Genomic DNA, 16,020 nt, shown 5'->3' on the forward strand with positions numbered 1-16,020 from the left:
CGGCTACACCTCGCAGCTGGAGTACGCCCAGGCGCGCGCCGAGTACGAGTCCCCCGCGCAGGCGGTGCCGCAGGCCGAGCTGGCCGTCGCCCGCCAGGAGAACGCCTTGCTGCTGCTGATCGGCGACTCGCCATCGGGGGAGATCGCGCGCGGCGCCGCGCTGTCCGCCCTGCGGCCTCCACCGGTCCCCGACGGCCTGCCCGCCGACCTGCTGCGGCGGCGGCCCGACATCGCGCAGGCCGAATTCCAGCTGGCCGTGAGCGATGCCAACCTGAGCGCCGCGCGCAAGGCCTTCCTGCCACGGCTGCATCTGTCGGGATCGGCCGGCCTGCTGTATGCGAGCGGCGTCGCCAGCCCGGTCCGCATCTGGTCGCTCGGCGGCAGCATCCTGGCACCGCTGTTCGAGGGCGGCCGCATCGAGGCCGGCGCGCAGGTCGCCACGGCCCAGCGCGATCAGGCCGCCTTCGCCTATCGCCGCACCGCGCTGACCGCCTTTCGGGAGGTCAACGACAACCTCGCGGCGCTGCGCCAGCTGGAGGCGCAGGTGCTGCATCTGGGCCAGCAGCGCGATGCCCTCGCGGCCGCGCTGCGCCACGCAACCAACCGCTATCGCGCCGGCTATTCGCCGTATCTGGAGCAGCTCGATGCGCAGCGCGGACTGCTGAGCGCGGAGCTGAGCCTGATCCAGGCACAGGCGGACTGGCTCAATGCCAGCGTGGCGTTGTACCAGGCGATGGGGGGCGGCTGGTCGCGCACCGATTGAGGGTCGATCAGGGGTCGATTGATCGCCGGTCCGACCTCATTCCAGAACAACGCCAGCCGCCTTCCCGACCCGGCTCCACTTGTCGATGTCCGCCTTCTGGAAGTCGGCAAGCCGCTGCGGCGTGCCGCCCACTACGTTGATGCCGAGCCGATCCAGTTGCGCCACGACCTCCGGGTCCTTCAGCGCACGGTTGATCTCGGTGTTCAGCCGCAGCACCACTGCGGACGGCGTCCCCGCCGGCGCGAAGATTCCCTGCCAATGCTCCGCCTCGAAGTCGGGCACGCCGGCCTCGGCCATGGTCGGCACCGCGGGCAGGTTGGCGACGCGCGCCTTGGTCGCCACGGCCAGGGCCCGCAGCTTGCCAGACTGCACCAGCGGCAGAATGGGCGCCGTCGGTGCGAACATCAAGTCGACATGCCCGGCCATCACGTCCTGGATCGCCGGAATATCGCCCTTGTACGGCACGTGGGTGATGTTCAGCTTCTGCTGCTCCTTCAGCAGCTCGGCCGACATCTGCAGGATCGTGCCGGTACCGCCGGAGGCATAGCTCAGTTTGCCCGGCTGCTTGCGCGCGGCAGCAAGCAGGCTGGCGACATCGCGATACGGGCTGTCGGCCCCGACCACCAGCACGCTCGGAATCGTGCCCACCAGAGCGATCGGCGTGAATCCCTTGACGGCATCGTACGTTGGCCGCGGGTTCAACGCGGGCCCGATGGCATGGGACGCGGTCGATGCGCCGAGCAGCGTATAGCCATCGGGCTGTGCCCGCGCAACGAAGGCCGAGCCGATGGCCCCGGTGGCCCCCGGCTTGTTCTCGACGACGACGGTGGTCTGCAACGCCTTGCCGAGCTTCTGCGCAACCAGCCGCGCGATGATGTCGGTGGTCCCGCCCGCCGGATAGGGAACGACATAGGTAATCGGCCTGCTCGGCCAGTCGGATTGCGCCGAGGCTGACAGCGGTGCGCCGATGGATGCGGCTAGCATCGCGAAGGCCAGCGACGAGCAAAGGTGCCGGCGGATGCCGCGGTTCCCTGCCATAAGGGTCTCCTGTTCTGTCTTGTTCATGTTGTTGATGTCTTGATGTTCTTCACGATCGACCGAAGCCGTATAGCTGTCGCGGGTTGTCGGCCAGAATCTGCCGGCAGACGGCCTCGTTGCCGCACCAGTCTCGAAACAGCACCAGCATCGCCGCATCGTCGATCGGCGCGGCACCGGCCGCGCGCAGCGTCGGGTGTGGCCAGTCCGAGCCCCAGACCATGCGCTGCGGCGCCAGCGCGATGTACCTCGATGCCAGTTCGGCGACGTCGCGATAGTGCGGTGGACCATCGCGCGACTCGATATAGGGGGCCGACAGCTTGACCCATGCCTTGCCGGCCTGGACCAGATCGGCAATCACGCCGTAGCCGCGCTCGGCCTCCGCGGTGCCGAACGGCAAATGGCCGTAGTGATCGAACACCATCGGCACCGGCAGCCGCCGCAGCGTCGTGGCCATATCGGGCAGCCACCCCGCCGGCAGATTGAGCTGCGCGTGCCAGCCCAAGGGCGCGATGCGCGCGGCCAGCGCCGGCAACGCACCGGCATCGACCGGCCCCGGCATCGTCAGGTTGAAACGGATCCCACGGATGCCGCCTCGATGCAGCCGGTCCAGCTCGGCATCGTCCACGTCCGCGCCGACGACGGCCACGCCGCGGGCTTCCGCGCCCAATTGCGCAATTGCATCCAGCGTGCAGCGGTTGTCGCTGCCGTAGGTCGACGGTGTCACGACGACCGTCCGCGTCGTACCCTGTGCCCGCTGCACGATCCGATACGCCGCCACGGTGGCGTCCGGCGGCCGCAGCGTCGCACCGGCGGCGACCGGGTAGCGACGGTCGTAGACGTGCATGTGGCAATCGCAAGCGTGCGCCAGCACGGCGGCACCCTCACCTGCCATACCGGCCGCTCCCCGCGCCATGCACCGGCGCGCCGCGTTGCGGCATCTCGATCCGCAGAATCGAGCTGGAGGTCGATTCGGTCATGAACAGCGTGGTGCCGTCGTCGCCGCCGAAGCAGGCATTGGTCAGCGATGTCCCCACGGGGCTGCGGATCACCTCCACTGGCTCGGCGCGCGGGTTCAGCACCCACAGATAGCCCAAGCCGGGATTGGCGACGAGCAGATGACCGTCGGCACGCATCGCCAGGCCGTCCGGGCCGCTGGGCCCGTAGCTCGTGAAGAACTGGCCGACCTTGCTGACCGAACCGTCGGCCTGCAGCGGAACGCGCCAGACGCAGTTGCCCCGCGTCATGGCGACGAACAGCACGGTTTCGTCCGCCGACAGCACCAGTCCATTCGGGCTCGGCGCGTTGGAGATCAGCACGTCAAGTTTTCCGTCCGGCGCCAGCCGATAGACGCGGCCGCTCGGATCGTGCATGCCGGTCTGCCCCTGGTCGGTGAAGTACAGGTTGCCGCGCGAGTCGAAGGTCAGGTCGTTGACGCCGCGGAAGCGCTCGCTGTTGCGCCGTTCCAGCCAGGGCCGCACGGTGCCCGATCGGGCATCGAGCAGCATCAGCCCGTTGCGGTAGTCGGTGATCAGGAACGCGTCGCCACCGAGCCACTTCATGCCGTTCGGTTCGCCGTCATACTGCGCGACCAGTTCCCAATCGCCGCGTGGCGAGATCCGGAAGATCCGCCCGAACGGGATGTCGGTGAACCACAGGCAACCGTTGGCCCATACCGGCCCTTCGAGGAAGGCGTCGATCGCGGCGCCGCCGCGATTGGCACGGGCCCAATCGGAGGCAACGCCCCGGCATCGCAGGGCATCGGGAAGCGACGTAAACACTTCGGCATCGCGCAGCGCGGGTTGGGTCAGTAACAGCATCGGTTCGGCTCCCTGTTGTGCGTCGGCCCGCGCCGGCTCATTGCTTCTCGATGTTGGCGCGCTGCGCCACCGTCGCCCATTGCGCGGTCTCGCGCTGGATCAGGCTGGCAAAGCCGGCGGTGTCGAGATTGCCCGGCTGAGCACCCATATTGGCGAGAAACGCCTTGATGTCCGGCGTGCTGAGCGCCTGGTGGACTGCCTTCTGCAGCGTCTGCACGACTTCGGGGGGCGTCCCCTTGGGCGCGGCGAGCCCCGACCAATTGAACTGGCTGAAGCCTGGCACGCCGCCCTCGGCGAAGGTCGGTACATCGGGCAGCGCTGCCGCCCGCTGCGTGCCGCTGATCGCGAGCAGGCGGATCTGCTTGCCCTTGACCTGCGACAGCACGCTGGGCGTCGACAGCACCAGCACGTCGATGTTGCCCGACAACAGTCCGACCATGGCGTCTGCGGCGCCCTTGTACGGTACATGCATCAGCTGGATGCCGGCGGCCTGCTGGAACGCCTCGGTCGCAAAGTGCGGCGCGCTGCCGGCCCCGCCCGAGCCGAACGTCACGGTATCCGGGTGCGCACGCGCGTGGGCGACCAGCGCGGCCAGGTCCTTGAAACGGGAATCCGCCTTGACGCCAAGCACCACCGGAGAGAACGCAAACGGTGCGATCGGCACCAGCGCGGACTGATGATCCCAGTTCAGCTTGCGGAACACGTAAGGCAGCGTCGTGTACGAATTGTCGTTGGCGAGCAGCGTATAGCCGTCGGCCGGCGCATTGACGACCGTGCCGGTGCCGATGGTGCCCGACGCGCCGGGCTTGTTCTCGACGACGAAGCTCTGGCCGAGTTGGACCGACAGTTGCTGCGCCACCTTGCGGGTGACGACGTCCACTGCGCCACCGGGCGGGTTCGGCACGATGATGCGGACCGGCTTGTCGGGATAGGCTGCGAATGCGGCGCCGGCGCTGATCAGGGTCGTGGCCAGCAGCACGGTGCGGCCGATAGCGGCTGCGGCGGCAGCCAGGCGGTAAGTCGTTTTCACAGTTGTCTCCATAACGCGGTTGGCCGCGGCGATCTTGTGTCGCGGCTGGCGCGGCGCGATGGCGGCGCCAGCAGCAAGAAGTCCTCAGGTGGCGACCGTGGCCTCCAGCACGTCCAGTACGTTGCGCACGGCACCGATGCCCATCTTCACGTAGGCGGCATCGCTGACCCCGCCGATGTGCGGCGACAGAATCAGTTGCGGAATGTCGCGAAACGGGTGAGGAGACGGCAGCGGTTCGCTCTCGAAGCTGTCGAGCCCGGCCGCATACAGCTTGCCGGCCGCCATCGCCTCGACCAGCGCCGCCTCGTCGATCAATCCGCCCCGCGCCGTGTTGACGAGGATCGCACCATCCTTGAAGGTCACCAGCGTTTCGCGATCGAGCATGCGGCGGTTCTCGTCCGTCAGCGGGCAATGCAGCGACACCACGTCGGCGTTGCGGTAGAGCGCCGGCAGTTCCACCAGTTCGACGCCCTCCGGCACAGTGCGGGCAAAGGGATCGAAGGCGAGCACGCGCATGCCCATCGCCTGGCCGATGACGGCCACGCGGCGGCCAATCTCCCCGAGGCCGATGATGCCCAGCGTGCGGCCGGACAGCTCGATCGTCTTGTGGGCGGCCTTGTCCCAGTGTCCGGCCCGCATCCTGCCATGCAGTTGCGGCACGGACTTGGCACAGGCAAGGATCAGCGCCCAGGCATGTTCGGCGACCGCCGCCGCGTTTGCGCCGACCGCTGCCTTCACCGCGATCCCGCGCCTGGCGGCTGCCACCTGGTCGATCACATCGATGCCGCTGCCATGCTTGGAGATGACCTTCAGCGCCGGGGCGGCGTCCATGATGTCGGCCCCGACCTTGCCGTAGCGGACGATGATGCCGGCCGGATTTGTCTGCCTGGCCAGCGCCACGAGATCGTCGGGCTGCGGCGCCTTGCCGGCGAACACGACGTCGTAGTCGCGCAGCAGGTCCAGCGCCGGCTGCGCGAGATCGGCGGCCGTGACCAGAATGACGGAGCGGGTCATTACAGCACCTCCCCTTCCTTCAGCACGCCCGCGGTCACCAGCGCGGCGAGCAGCCACGGCGCATTGGTCTTGCCCTCCCGAATCTGCGCAATCCGGCGGGCCTCGGCCTCTTCCTTGTGCGCGGCCAGCGGCAGCAGCGACTCGATCTTCTCGCGCTCGACCACCACCAGGCCATCGGCGTCGCCGCTGACGAAGTCGCCCGGATTCACGGTGACGCCGCCGATCGAGACCGGGTGGCCGATGCGGCCGGCCACTTCCTTGGTCGGACCGTTGGGATTGGTGCCCACCGAGAACACCGGGAAATCGAGCGCCTCGATCTCGAGGCTGTCCCGCACCGCGCCATCCATCACCACGCCGGCAAGACCGCGCTGACGCGCCGCGTTCATCATGATCGCGCCCATCAGCGCGGAGGTCTGGTCGCCCTTCCCGTCGATGACCAGCACATCGCCGGGCTGCGCCAGCGCCAGCGCCGCGTGAATCATCAGGTTGTCGCCGGGCCGCACTTCCACGGTAAACGCGGGCCCGGCCAGCTTCATCTGCGGACGCAGCGGCTTGATGCGGCCGTGCACCGCGCCGCGGCGACCCGCGACGTCGGCAAGGATGGCAGGCTGGAATCGGGCGGCGCGCGCGACGATATCGGGCGACACGCGCTCGAACGACTTCAGGATGTTGGGCAGGGCCATGGTGCTACTCCGTGAGGCAGAAAGGATCGGATGGAATCGGATGGAATCGGATGGAATCGGATGGAATCGGATGGAATCGGATCGGATGGGGACGGCGGGCGGGATGATCGAAGACGTCAATCCAGCGTGGTGCCGGACGCCTTGACGACCGCTGCCCAGCGCGCGATGTCCTGACGGATCAGCGCGCCAAATTGATCGGGCGTACCGCTAAGCACGGTTGCGCCCTGGTCGTTCAGCTTCTTCTTCAGCTCGGCCGCTTGCAGCGCCTTGTTGAACTCCGCGTTCAGGCGCACGACGATGTCCTTTGGCGTGGAGGCCGGGGCCACGAAACCGAACCAGGTCGAGGCCTCGAAGCCCTTCACGTTGGACTCCGCAAAGGTCGGCACCTGCGGCAGGTCGGCGACGCGGCCGGTCGACGTGACGGCCAGCGCCCGCAGCTTGCCGTTGCGGATATGGCCGAGCAGGCTGGGCACCGAGGCCATGTACAGGTCGACCTGGCCGCCGATCAGGTCATTGACCGCCTGCGCCGCGCCCTTGTACGGAATATGGGTCAGTTCGATGCCGGCCGTTTTCTGGAACAGCTCGCCGGCGAGGTGTGCCACGGTGCCGTTGCCCGGCGAGGCGAAATTGATGGCCGATGGCCTGGCACGCGAGGCGCTGATGACTTCGCCCAGGGTCTTGTAGGGCGAGGTCGTCGACGTCGCCAGCACCAGCGGCGCACTGGCCACCAGCGCGATCGGCGCGAGGTCGGTCAGCGGCTTGTACGGAAGGCGGGGATAGAGCGTGGCGTTGATGGCCAGATTGCTAGTCTGGCCCAGCGCGATCGTGTAGCCATCCGCGGGCGCCTTGGCCACGGCATCGATGCCGAGATTGCCGCCCGAGCCGGGCTTGTTCTCGACGACGAAGGTCCATCCGGTCGACAGCGCCACCCGGTTAGTGACCTCGCGGGCAATGATGTCGGTCCCGCCGCCCGCGGGAAACGGCACGACCACGCGGATCGGCTTGGCGGGATAGCCGGCAGCGGCGGTAGTGGCGGTGGCAGCGGTGGAAGTCAGGAAGGCGCTCGCCAGGCAGATGGCGGCGATCGAAAATCGGCAGGGGCCTTGCATGGTTGTCTCCGTTTGGTTTTCGCGCATTGTGTTGCGTCGTTTCACCTCATACAATGCCGTTTCGTTGTGCAAAACGCATTTCATATCGGAGCGGAGCGATGAAGGGCTCGACAGAGCGCGGGGATGACGCCGCCGGCGGCGTGACGGCCGTCTCGCGGGCGTTGATGGTGCTGGAGGCGTTTGGCGTTAACGATGCCGATCTGCCGCTGGCCGAGATCAGCCGGCGCACGGGAATCCACAAGACCACCGTGCTTCGCCTCGCCAGGACGCTGGCGGCGCACAACTACCTGGTGCAGAAGGAAGACGGGAACTGGCGCCTGGGGCGCGCGGCGGGCTGGCTCGGCGCCTGCTATCAGGCCACGTTCAACGTGCAGGAAGTGGTGGAGCCCGTACTGCGCGAACTGTCGCGCAAGACCGGCGAGAGCGCGTCGTTCTACGTGCGAGAGGGAGACGAGCGGGCCTGCCTGCTGCGCGTCGAAGGGCCGCAGGCGATCCGGCACCATGTGCGGATCGGTTCCACGCTGCCGCTGGACAAGGGCGCGCCCGGCCGCGTGATCCTGGCCTTCTCCGGGGCGTCGGGCCGGCCGTACGAAGCCATCCGGCAGCGGGGTTTTCATCTTTCGATGGGCGAACGCGAGCCCGAGGTGTCCAGCGTGGCGGCGCCGGTGTTCGGGCTGCACTGGCGGCTGCTCGGCTCGATCTGCATCTCGGGGCCGACCTCCCGGCTGACGGAAGCCCGGTTGCTGAAGATGGCCAAGACCGTGGTGGAGGCGGCGAACCGGCTTTCCTATGCGATGGCGGGAAGCCAGCGGCCGGCGCCGCGCATCGAAGCACCGGCGACCTGGCATCCATGAGGCCGACCGCGACGGCTCACCCGTTGCGCTAGCGCGCCGGCACGGCCCAGACCCGGTCGTCGCCGATCACATAGAGGCGCCGGTCCGGCGCCCGCCTGACCGGCGCGTGACCGGTAAAGGCGCCAAACGCCGGCAGGATGCCGGCATGCGCATCGAAGACGAAGCACGGCAGACGAACCGAGTCGGAGCCGGCGCGCAGCGTATAGGCGGGATGCAGGTGCCCGGCCAGTTCGTAGCCGCCGTTCGCCGCTCCCGGCAAGTGGCACAGCGCGAATGGTCCGCGCCGCCACGGTTCGCTGACCACCGTGATATCGAGCGAGGGCGGCGGATCGCCGGCCCGTGCATCGTGATTGCCGCGTACCAGCGTGCAGCGCAGCGTCGACGGAAGCCCGCGGCGCCAATCCGCGAGGGCCGCCAGCACCGCCGGCGTGCGGCTCGCGCGGGCATGGAGAAAATCCCCGAGAAAGACCAGCTCGCGCGCCGGATAGCGCGCCGCCAGATCCGCCAGCCGTGCCAGGTTGTCGCGCGTGGTGCCGGCCGGCACCGGCTGGCCCAGCGCGCGATAGGCCGCGGCCTTGCCGAAATGGACGTCGGCCACCAGCAGCATCGCGGCGGCCGGCCACCAGAGCGCGCGCTCCGGCAGCAGCCACAGTGTCTCGCCGGCAACCTCGACCTGACGCGCGGATGAAGAAGCCGACGAGGGCGAGAACGACGGAGCGGACGACATCGGCACGCTCATAGCGGCGGCAACGGCTTCGACACCTTGCGTGGGCGCCGGCGCCGGGACGACGAAGACGAGGAAGAGGACGAGGACGAGGGCGACCGGCCGGCGTGATCGGCCATGCCGAAGCGCGCGATCTCCGCGACGCGATCGGGCGGCGGCTCGTTCGCCGGCACCAATACTCCGTCGCCCTCGCCCTCCGGCCCCGCCGCCCGTTCGAGATCGGCCAGCATCCGTGCGATGCGGTCGGCCAGCTTCTCGGTGCTCAGCTTCTCGCGCAGGAATTCGACGATCAACGGGAATGACAGCGGCGTCGGCCGTTTCAGCACGCGCAGATCGAGCCGCAGCTCCGCGAGCCGATCCAGCGTCCGCGACAGGCGCGCGGCATCGAGCTCCTGGTTCAGGACCTCGCGCTCGGCCTGGCCCAGCAGCAGGTTTTCGGGATCGTGCTTGCGAAACACCTCGTAGAACAGGCTCGACGAGGCCTGCAGCTGCCGCGCGCTCTTGTGCGCGCCGGGATAGCCCTGGAACACCAGCCCCGACACCCGCGCGATCTCGCGAAAGCGCCGCAGCGACAACTCACCGGCATTGAGGCTGGCCAGCACGTCGGCGACCAGATCGCGTTGCCGTTCCTGCGCCAGCACCAGCGGCAGCCAGTGCGCCCAGTCGAGCGGCGCGGCCGACAGCAGTTCCAGCCCGTAGTCGTTGACGGCGACCGAGATCGTCGTCGGCAACTGCGAGCCGAGCCGCCACGCCAGCAGGCTGCCCAGGCCGAGATGCACGGAGCGCCCGGCAAAGGGATACAGGAACAGATGCGAGCCCTCGCGCGAGTTCAGCGTCTCGGCCAGCAGCGTGGTGCGCGTCGGCAGTGCCGACCAGCGCTGCTGCAGGTCGACCAGCGGCTGGATCAACGGCAGCTCCGGCGTATCCGCGGGATCGAGCCTTTGCGCGGCGGCATCCTCGAGCGTGGCGACGACCGCGTCGGCCAGTTCGGTCGACAGCGGCATCCGCCCGCCGTTCCAGCGCGGCACCACGGGCCGGCCCTTGTCGGCGCGCCGGACATAGGCGGTCATCTCCTGCACGCGCACCAACTCGAGCAGCCGGCCGCCGAACAGGAAGCAGTCGCCCGGCGACAGCCGCGCGATAAAGCCCTCCTCGACCGTGCCAAGCGAGGCGCCGCCGCGTCCCGCGCGACTCCAGTAGCGCACCTGCATCGTCGCATCGCTGACGATGGTGCCGACGCTCATCCGATGGCGGCGGGCAAGGCGGACGTCCGGCACGCGCCAGACGCCATCCTCGTCGGGCTGCACACGCCGGTAGTCCGGATAGGCGGACAGGCTGCTGCCGCCCTGCCGCACGAAGTCGAGGCACCACTGCCATTCGGCGTCGGTCAGCGTGCGGTAGGCATAGGCGCCGCGCACCTCGTCGAGCAGCGCGTCGGGAACGAAGCCGCCGCCCAGCGCCACCGTGACCAGATGCTGGACCAGCACGTCGAGCGGCTTGACCGGCGACTCGCGCGCCTCGATGCGCCCTGCCCTGACCGCGTGGCGCGCCGCGACCGCCTCGACCAGTTCAAGGCTGTGGGTCGGCACGATCGTCACGCGCGAGGGCCGCCCCGGCGCGTGGCCGGAGCGGCCCGCACGCTGCAGCAGCCGCGCCACGCCCTTGGGCGAGCCGACCTGCAGCACGCGCTCGACCGGCAGGAAGTCGACGCCCAGATCGAGGCTGGAGGTGCAGACCACCGCCTTCAGCGCGCCGGTCTTCAGGCCGGCCTCGACCCATTCGCGCACATCGCGATCCAGCGAGCCGTGATGCAGCGCCAGCTGTCCGGCCCAGTCGGGCCGCGCCTCCAGCAACGCCAGGTACCAGCGCTCGGCCTGCGAGCGGGTATTGAGGAAGACCAGCGTGGTGCTGCTGCCGTCGATCTCGCGCACCACATGCGGCAGCATCGACAGGCCCAGGTGCCCGGCCCACGGAAACCGCCCGGCGGCATCGGGCAGCAGCGTATCGACGATCAGCTCCTTGGGAATCTTGCCGCGCACCAGCTCGCGCCGATCGGCCGGCGTGCCGGACAGCAGCACCTCGCTGGCGTGTTCGAGGTTGCCCAGCGTGGCAGACAAACCCCAGACCACCAGGTCGGGACACCAGCGGCGCAGCCGCGCCAGCGCCAGCTGTACCTGCACGCCGCGCTTGTTGCCGATCAGCTCGTGCCATTCGTCGACCACCACCATCCGCACGCGGCCCAGCGCTTCCTTCGCATCAGCCCGCGTCAGCAGCAGCGACAGGCTCTCCGGCGTGGTGACCAGCGCGGTCGGCAGCCGCCGCGCTTGCGCGGCGCGCTCGCTGCTGCCGGTATCGCCGGTGCGCAGGCCGACGGTCCAGTTCAGTCCGAGCTCGGCCAGCGGCGCCTGCAGCGCGCGCGCGGTATCGGCGGCCAGCGCGCGCATCGGCGTCAGCCACAGCACGGTCAGCGGCGGCGCGGTGGCGGTCTGTGCCACCGGCTCGCCATGGCGCAGCAGCGCGCCGAGCCAGGCCGCATAGGTCTTGCCGGTGCCGGTGGTCGCATGCACCAGGCCGCTGCGGCCAGCGGCGATGGCCTGCCACACCTGTTGCTGGAACGGAAACGGCTGCCAGCCGCGCCGCGCGAACCATTGCGGCAGCGCCTGCGCCAGCGGCGCCGCGGGCAAGGCCAATGCGTCGGCCCCACGCGCGCTCATGCCGCTTTCCCTCGGTCGCCGCTTTCGGCGGACGGCAGCATGCCCTGCAGCGTCTGCAGCGTGTCGGCCTCCTCGATCGTCTTGTCGGTACGCCAGCGCAGCATCCGCGGAAAGCGCACCGCGATGCCGCTCTTGTGCCGGCTGCTGCGGGCGATGCCCTCGAAGCCCAGCTCGAATACCTGGGTCGGCTCGACGCTGCGCACCGGCCCGAAGGTCTCGATGGTGGTCCGCCGCACGATCGCGTCGACCTGCCGCATCTCCTGATCGGTCAGGCCCGAATACGCCTTGGCGAACGGCACCAGCACCCGGCCCTCGGTACCCGGCGGCGCGCTCCATACCGCGAAGGTGAAGTCGGTGTACAGGCTCGCGCGGCGGCCGTGGCCGCGCTGCGCGTAGATCAGCACCGCATCGACCGCATACGGATCGATCTTCCATTTCCACCAGACGCCGACATCCTTGGTCCGGCCCGAGCCATAGGCGGCATCGAGCGCCTTCAGCATGAAGCCCTCGACGCCGAGCTCGCGCGACGATTCGCGCAGCACCGCATACCCGGGCCAGTCGTCCGCCTGCACCAGCGGACTGAGCCGCAGCGACGGATGCGGATGCGCGGCCAGCACGCGCTCCAACGCGGCGCGGCGCTCGCCCTGCGCGCGGCGGCGCCAGTCCTCGCCCTGCCATTCGAGCAGGTCATAGGCCAGCAGCACCGCCGGCGCGTCACGCAGCAGCTTCGCGCCGAGGTTCTTGCGGCCGATGCGCTGCTGCAGCAGGGCGAATGGCTGCACGCGTTCGTCGCGCCAGACCACGATCTCGCCATCGATCACCGTGCCGTCGGGCAACGGTGCGGCGGCTTCTGCCAGCTCGGGGAAGCGCTCGGTGATCAGGTCCTCGCCGCGCGACCAGATCCAGGTCTGGCCGTCGCGCCGCACGATCTGCGCGCGGATGCCGTCCCATTTCCATTCGACCTGCCATTGCGAGACCGGGCCCAGCACGGCGTCGAACTGCTCGAGCGGCGCCTGCAGCGGATGGGCGAGAAAGAACGGATAGGGCTGGCCGCCGCGGCTGCGTGGAACGTTGGCACCATCGCCTACGCGCTCTCCGTCCCCGCCGTGCTCGCCGCTGCCGTCGGGCGCGATCAGTGCCAGATAGTGCTCGGCGTCGGGCCGCGCCGAGATATCGGTATAGCCGACCATCCGCTCGGCCACGCGCTTCGGATCGATGCCGGCCACCTCGCCCAGCGCGCGCGTGACCAGCAGCCGCGAGACGCCGACGCGAAAGGCGCCGGTGATCAGCTTGAACAGCACCAGCCGCGCCTGCGCGTCGAGCGGCCGCCACAGCGCGTCGAGCCTGGGCAGCAGCACGTCGGGCGGCAGGCCGCGCAGCGGCAGCAGCCGCTGTTCGACCCATTCGGCCAGACCCGCATCGTCGGTATGTTCGGACTCGGGCAGCAGCAAGGCGATGGTCTCGGCCAGATCGCCGACGGCCTGGTAGCTCTCCTCGAACAGCCAGGTCGGCAAACGCGCCGCGTGCTCGGCGAGCGTGCGCAGCATCGCCACCGGCACCAGCTGGCGCGGCTTGCCGCCGGCGAGGAAATAGACCGCCCAGGCGGCGTCGGCCGGCGGCGCGGCCTGCAGATAGCCGCGCAGCGCCGCCAGCTTGGCGTTGTTCGAGGTCGTTGCATCGAGCGCGGCGTACAGCTCGGCGAAGGCCTTCATGATCCGCCCCTTGGATCGGCGGATACACCGTCCGCATTGCCGTCCGCTTTGCCGTCCGCTGCGTCGATCGCGCCGTCCGCCGCCTCGCCGTTTGCTCCGGGCCCGCCGTTGGCGCCGGCCGCGCCTTCCGGCTCGTCCCGATCGTGGTCCTCCTCGTCGCCGTACTGCGTCTCGAAACCCTGCGCCTGCAGACCGCGTTCGCACAGATAGCGCACCATCGCATGCACATAACCATGGGTGACGAACACCCGCTGCGCCCCGGTCGCCTCGATCGCCGCATGCAGGCCGGGCCAATCGGCATGGTCCGAAATCACGAAGCCGCGATCGACGCCGCGCCGCCGGCGCGTGCCGCGAATCCGCATCCAGCCGCTGGCGAAGGCCTGCGTGGCATCGCCGAAGCGCCGCAGCCACGGCGAGCGCTGCGCCGACGGCGGCGCGATCACCAGCGCCTGGCGCAGCAGCGGACTGCGCGCCGGCAACTCGGACGCATGCACCGTCGCCGGCAGCGCCACGCCGGCGGCCGCATAGGCGCGGTTCAGCGCCGTCATTGCGCCATGCTCGACGATCGGGCCCGGCAGCCCCGCCTCGCCTGCCTGCGTCATCAAGCCATGCAGGATGCGCTGCGCCTTGCCGAAGGCGTAGCAGTACAGCACGCTGGCCCGGCCCTGTTCGGCATTGGCGCGCCACCACGACAGGATCTGCGCCATCAGCTCGGCCTGCGATTGCCAGCGATAGATCGGCAGGCCGAAGGTGCTCTCGGTGATGAAGGTATCGCAGCGCACCGGCTCGAACGGCGCGCAGGTGCCGTCGTGCGCGAGCTTGTAGTCGCCCGATGCGACCCACACCTCGCCGCGGTATTCGAGCCGGACCTGGGCCGAGCCCAGCACGTGCCCGGCCGGATGCAGGCTGATGCGAACGCCGTTGTGCACGATGGCCTGGCCATAGTCGAGGCTGTCCAGGTGAATATCGGGCAGGCGCGACAGCAGCACGCCGCGTCCTGGCGCCGCGCACAGATAGTGGCCGCTGCCCGCGCGCGCATGGTCGGAATGGGCGTGGGTGATGACAGCCCGCGCCACGGGGCGCCACGGGTCGATATGGAAGTCGCCCGGCGGGCAGTACAGGCCCTCGGGCCGCGCTACGACAAGGTCCATGGATGCGGACTCCGGCTGCGATGGCCTTGCCGATCGGGTCCATCGGCCGGCACATCGATAAGACGATGTTATGCCAGCGGCCGCTGCGGGCCCATCGGACTCAGGCCGACGTGGCTCGGCACCCGGCCTCGGGGGCACGCTTCTTGCCGCTCTGGACCGAAGTGGACGCGGACGCCGCCATCCCGCAAGACCCGCGGCGCGGCGGCGAGCGCTTTTTTACCGCCGGCCGCAAAAGCTACAAGGTCGGACCGCGTCCGGCTCCATTTCGGCGATTCGATGAATCGACGTATCGACTTCCCTGTGCAACGAGGACCGCAATATGAACCGGAACACGTCCCCCGACGCCAATCATCCGCTGACGGGCAAGCGCATCGCCTTCCTGGTTACCGATCTGTTCGAACAGGTCGAACTGACCGGCCCGCGCCAGGCCTTGCAACAGGCTGGTGCCGAAACCGTCATCGTTGCGCCGCACGATGGCGAGGTACAAGGCGCCCAGCACGACAAGAAGGCAGATCGCTTCGGCGTGCAGGCCACGCTGGCCGACGCCCATCCCGACGACTTCGACGGCGTGGTGCTGCCCGGCGGCACCATGAATGCCGACGCGCTGCGCATGGACCAGGCCGCGCAGCGCTTCGTCAAGAAAATGCAGGACGACGGCAAGCCAATTGCAGTGATCTGCCACGGTCCGTGGCTGCTGGTGTCGGCCGGTCTGGTCAAGGGCCGCACGCTGACCAGCTGGCCGTCGCTGGCCGACGATATCCGCAATGCCGGCGGCGAATGGGTCGATCGCGAGGTCGTGCGCGACGGCAACTGGGTCAGCAGCCGCAAGCCGGACGATATCCCCGCGTTCAACCAGCAGATCGTCACGCTGTTTGCCGAACTGGGCAATCGCGCGGCGCAAGGCAGCGAAGCCCGCGCCGGCCAGATCTGATCACGCCGGTTCATCGCTGTTTACCCCTGTTTACCCCGCCACGCAGCCATGCAGACTCGACTTGCGATCGACGCGACCGACGACCTCGCCCACGCGCATGACGCGGCTACGGAACTGGCGGTGCGCTGCGGCTTCGGCGAAATCGCCACCGAACGGCTCGGCCGCGCGGCCGTCGCGGCGGCCACCGGCATGCTCGACCACGCCGGCGGCGGCGTGCTGCATCTGCGGCCCCTGCAGGAAGAGGTGACCGGCGCCGCCGCGCCGCAGGTCGAGATCCTGGCCGTGGACCGGCCGCGCCCGCGCGATGGGTTGGGCGATCGGTCGCGCGATGGGCCGGTTGATTCGTCGCGCGGTGCGGACGGCAGGCACGCCGGCGCCCGCGCGGGGGGCAGGCTTGCCGCGCTGTACGAACTGGTGACCGCGCTGGACCGCTACGACGGCCCCGCCGGCTCGGTCATCCGGATGACCGAGCCGGCGGGG

15 protein-coding genes are annotated in these 16,020 nt (G+C 69.5%); 4 read left to right on the forward strand and 11 right to left on the reverse strand.

Annotated features, from left to right (window positions below):
* The coding region (locus B551_RS24485) for a TolC family protein (protein ID WP_023265213.1) at positions 1 to 763 on the forward strand (763 nt) is incomplete at its 5' end.
* A 36-nt stretch (positions 764 to 799) separates the two neighbouring features.
* On the opposite strand, the gene B551_RS24490 is transcribed toward B551_RS24485, so the two are convergent.
* The 7 genes from B551_RS24490 to B551_RS24520 form a co-directional block, all read right to left on the reverse strand.
* A complete protein-coding gene (locus B551_RS24490) occupies positions 800 to 1,801 on the reverse strand; it encodes a tripartite tricarboxylate transporter substrate binding protein (RefSeq protein ID WP_006577280.1) in 1,002 nt (333 codons plus the stop codon).
* 49 nt (positions 1,802 to 1,850) lie between these two features.
* On the reverse strand, positions 1,851 to 2,693 hold the full coding sequence (locus B551_RS24495) for an amidohydrolase (protein ID WP_043442750.1): 843 nt from the start codon (positions 2,691 to 2,693) through the stop codon (positions 1,851 to 1,853).
* Positions 2,683 to 3,618, reverse strand: a complete 936-nt coding sequence (locus B551_RS24500; protein WP_006577278.1) for an SMP-30/gluconolactonase/LRE family protein — start codon at positions 3,616 to 3,618, stop codon at positions 2,683 to 2,685. The genes B551_RS24495 and B551_RS24500 overlap by 11 nt, the downstream gene beginning before the upstream one ends.
* A gap of 37 nt (positions 3,619 to 3,655) precedes the next feature.
* Positions 3,656 to 4,648, reverse strand: a complete 993-nt coding sequence (locus tag B551_RS24505) for a tripartite tricarboxylate transporter substrate binding protein (protein WP_006577277.1) — start codon at positions 4,646 to 4,648, stop codon at positions 3,656 to 3,658.
* 84 nt (positions 4,649 to 4,732) lie between these two features.
* Positions 4,733 to 5,662 (reverse strand): NAD(P)-dependent oxidoreductase, encoded by a 930-nt coding sequence (locus tag B551_RS24510; protein WP_006577276.1) that lies wholly within the window; start codon positions 5,660 to 5,662, stop codon positions 4,733 to 4,735.
* Positions 5,662 to 6,345 (reverse strand): RraA family protein, encoded by a 684-nt coding sequence (locus tag B551_RS24515; protein ID WP_006577275.1) that lies wholly within the window; start codon positions 6,343 to 6,345, stop codon positions 5,662 to 5,664. Before B551_RS24515 ends, B551_RS24510 begins: the two co-directional genes overlap by 1 nt.
* Before the next feature lie 116 nt (positions 6,346 to 6,461).
* Positions 6,462 to 7,454: a tripartite tricarboxylate transporter substrate binding protein gene (locus B551_RS24520; RefSeq protein WP_043442744.1), complete on the reverse strand. Its 993-nt coding sequence runs from the start codon at positions 7,452 to 7,454 to the stop codon at positions 6,462 to 6,464.
* A 98-nt stretch (positions 7,455 to 7,552) separates the two neighbouring features.
* Between B551_RS24520 and B551_RS24525 the strand changes: the two genes are divergently transcribed.
* Positions 7,553 to 8,308, forward strand: a complete 756-nt coding sequence (locus B551_RS24525; RefSeq protein ID WP_006577273.1) for an IclR family transcriptional regulator — start codon at positions 7,553 to 7,555, stop codon at positions 8,306 to 8,308.
* Positions 8,309 to 8,336: 28 nt separating this feature from the next.
* On the opposite strand, the gene pdeM is transcribed toward B551_RS24525, so the two are convergent.
* Genes pdeM through B551_RS24545 form a run of 4 tightly spaced genes read right to left on the reverse strand, consistent with a single transcriptional unit; the run spans position 8,337 to position 14,609 of the window.
* Positions 8,337 to 9,035: a ligase-associated DNA damage response endonuclease PdeM gene (gene pdeM, locus B551_RS24530; protein ID WP_043442756.1), complete on the reverse strand. Its 699-nt coding sequence runs from the start codon at positions 9,033 to 9,035 to the stop codon at positions 8,337 to 8,339.
* Positions 9,036 to 9,043: 8 nt separating this feature from the next.
* A complete protein-coding gene (locus tag B551_RS24535; protein WP_083492738.1) occupies positions 9,044 to 11,746 on the reverse strand; it encodes a ligase-associated DNA damage response DEXH box helicase in 2,703 nt (900 codons plus the stop codon).
* Positions 11,743 to 13,458, reverse strand: coding sequence for an ATP-dependent DNA ligase (locus B551_RS24540; RefSeq protein WP_006580160.1), 1,716 nt, complete (start codon positions 13,456 to 13,458; stop codon positions 11,743 to 11,745). Before B551_RS24540 ends, B551_RS24535 begins: the two co-directional genes overlap by 4 nt.
* Positions 13,455 to 14,609 (reverse strand): ligase-associated DNA damage response exonuclease, encoded by a 1,155-nt coding sequence (locus B551_RS24545; RefSeq protein WP_023265217.1) that lies wholly within the window; start codon positions 14,607 to 14,609, stop codon positions 13,455 to 13,457. Before B551_RS24545 ends, B551_RS24540 begins: the two co-directional genes overlap by 4 nt.
* A 319-nt stretch (positions 14,610 to 14,928) precedes the next feature.
* Here B551_RS24545 and B551_RS24550 point away from each other — a divergent pair, with 319 nt between their 5' ends.
* Positions 14,929 to 15,540: a type 1 glutamine amidotransferase domain-containing protein gene (locus tag B551_RS24550; RefSeq protein ID WP_006577504.1), complete on the forward strand. Its 612-nt coding sequence runs from the start codon at positions 14,929 to 14,931 to the stop codon at positions 15,538 to 15,540.
* Between the two features lie 48 nt (positions 15,541 to 15,588).
* The coding region (locus tag B551_RS24555; RefSeq protein ID WP_043442747.1) for a hypothetical protein at positions 15,589 to 16,020 on the forward strand (432 nt) is incomplete at its 3' end.

Origin of the sequence: Cupriavidus sp. HPC(L), from assembly GCF_000307735.3 — a bacterium.
Classification (GTDB): Bacteria; Pseudomonadota; Gammaproteobacteria; order Burkholderiales; family Burkholderiaceae; genus Cupriavidus.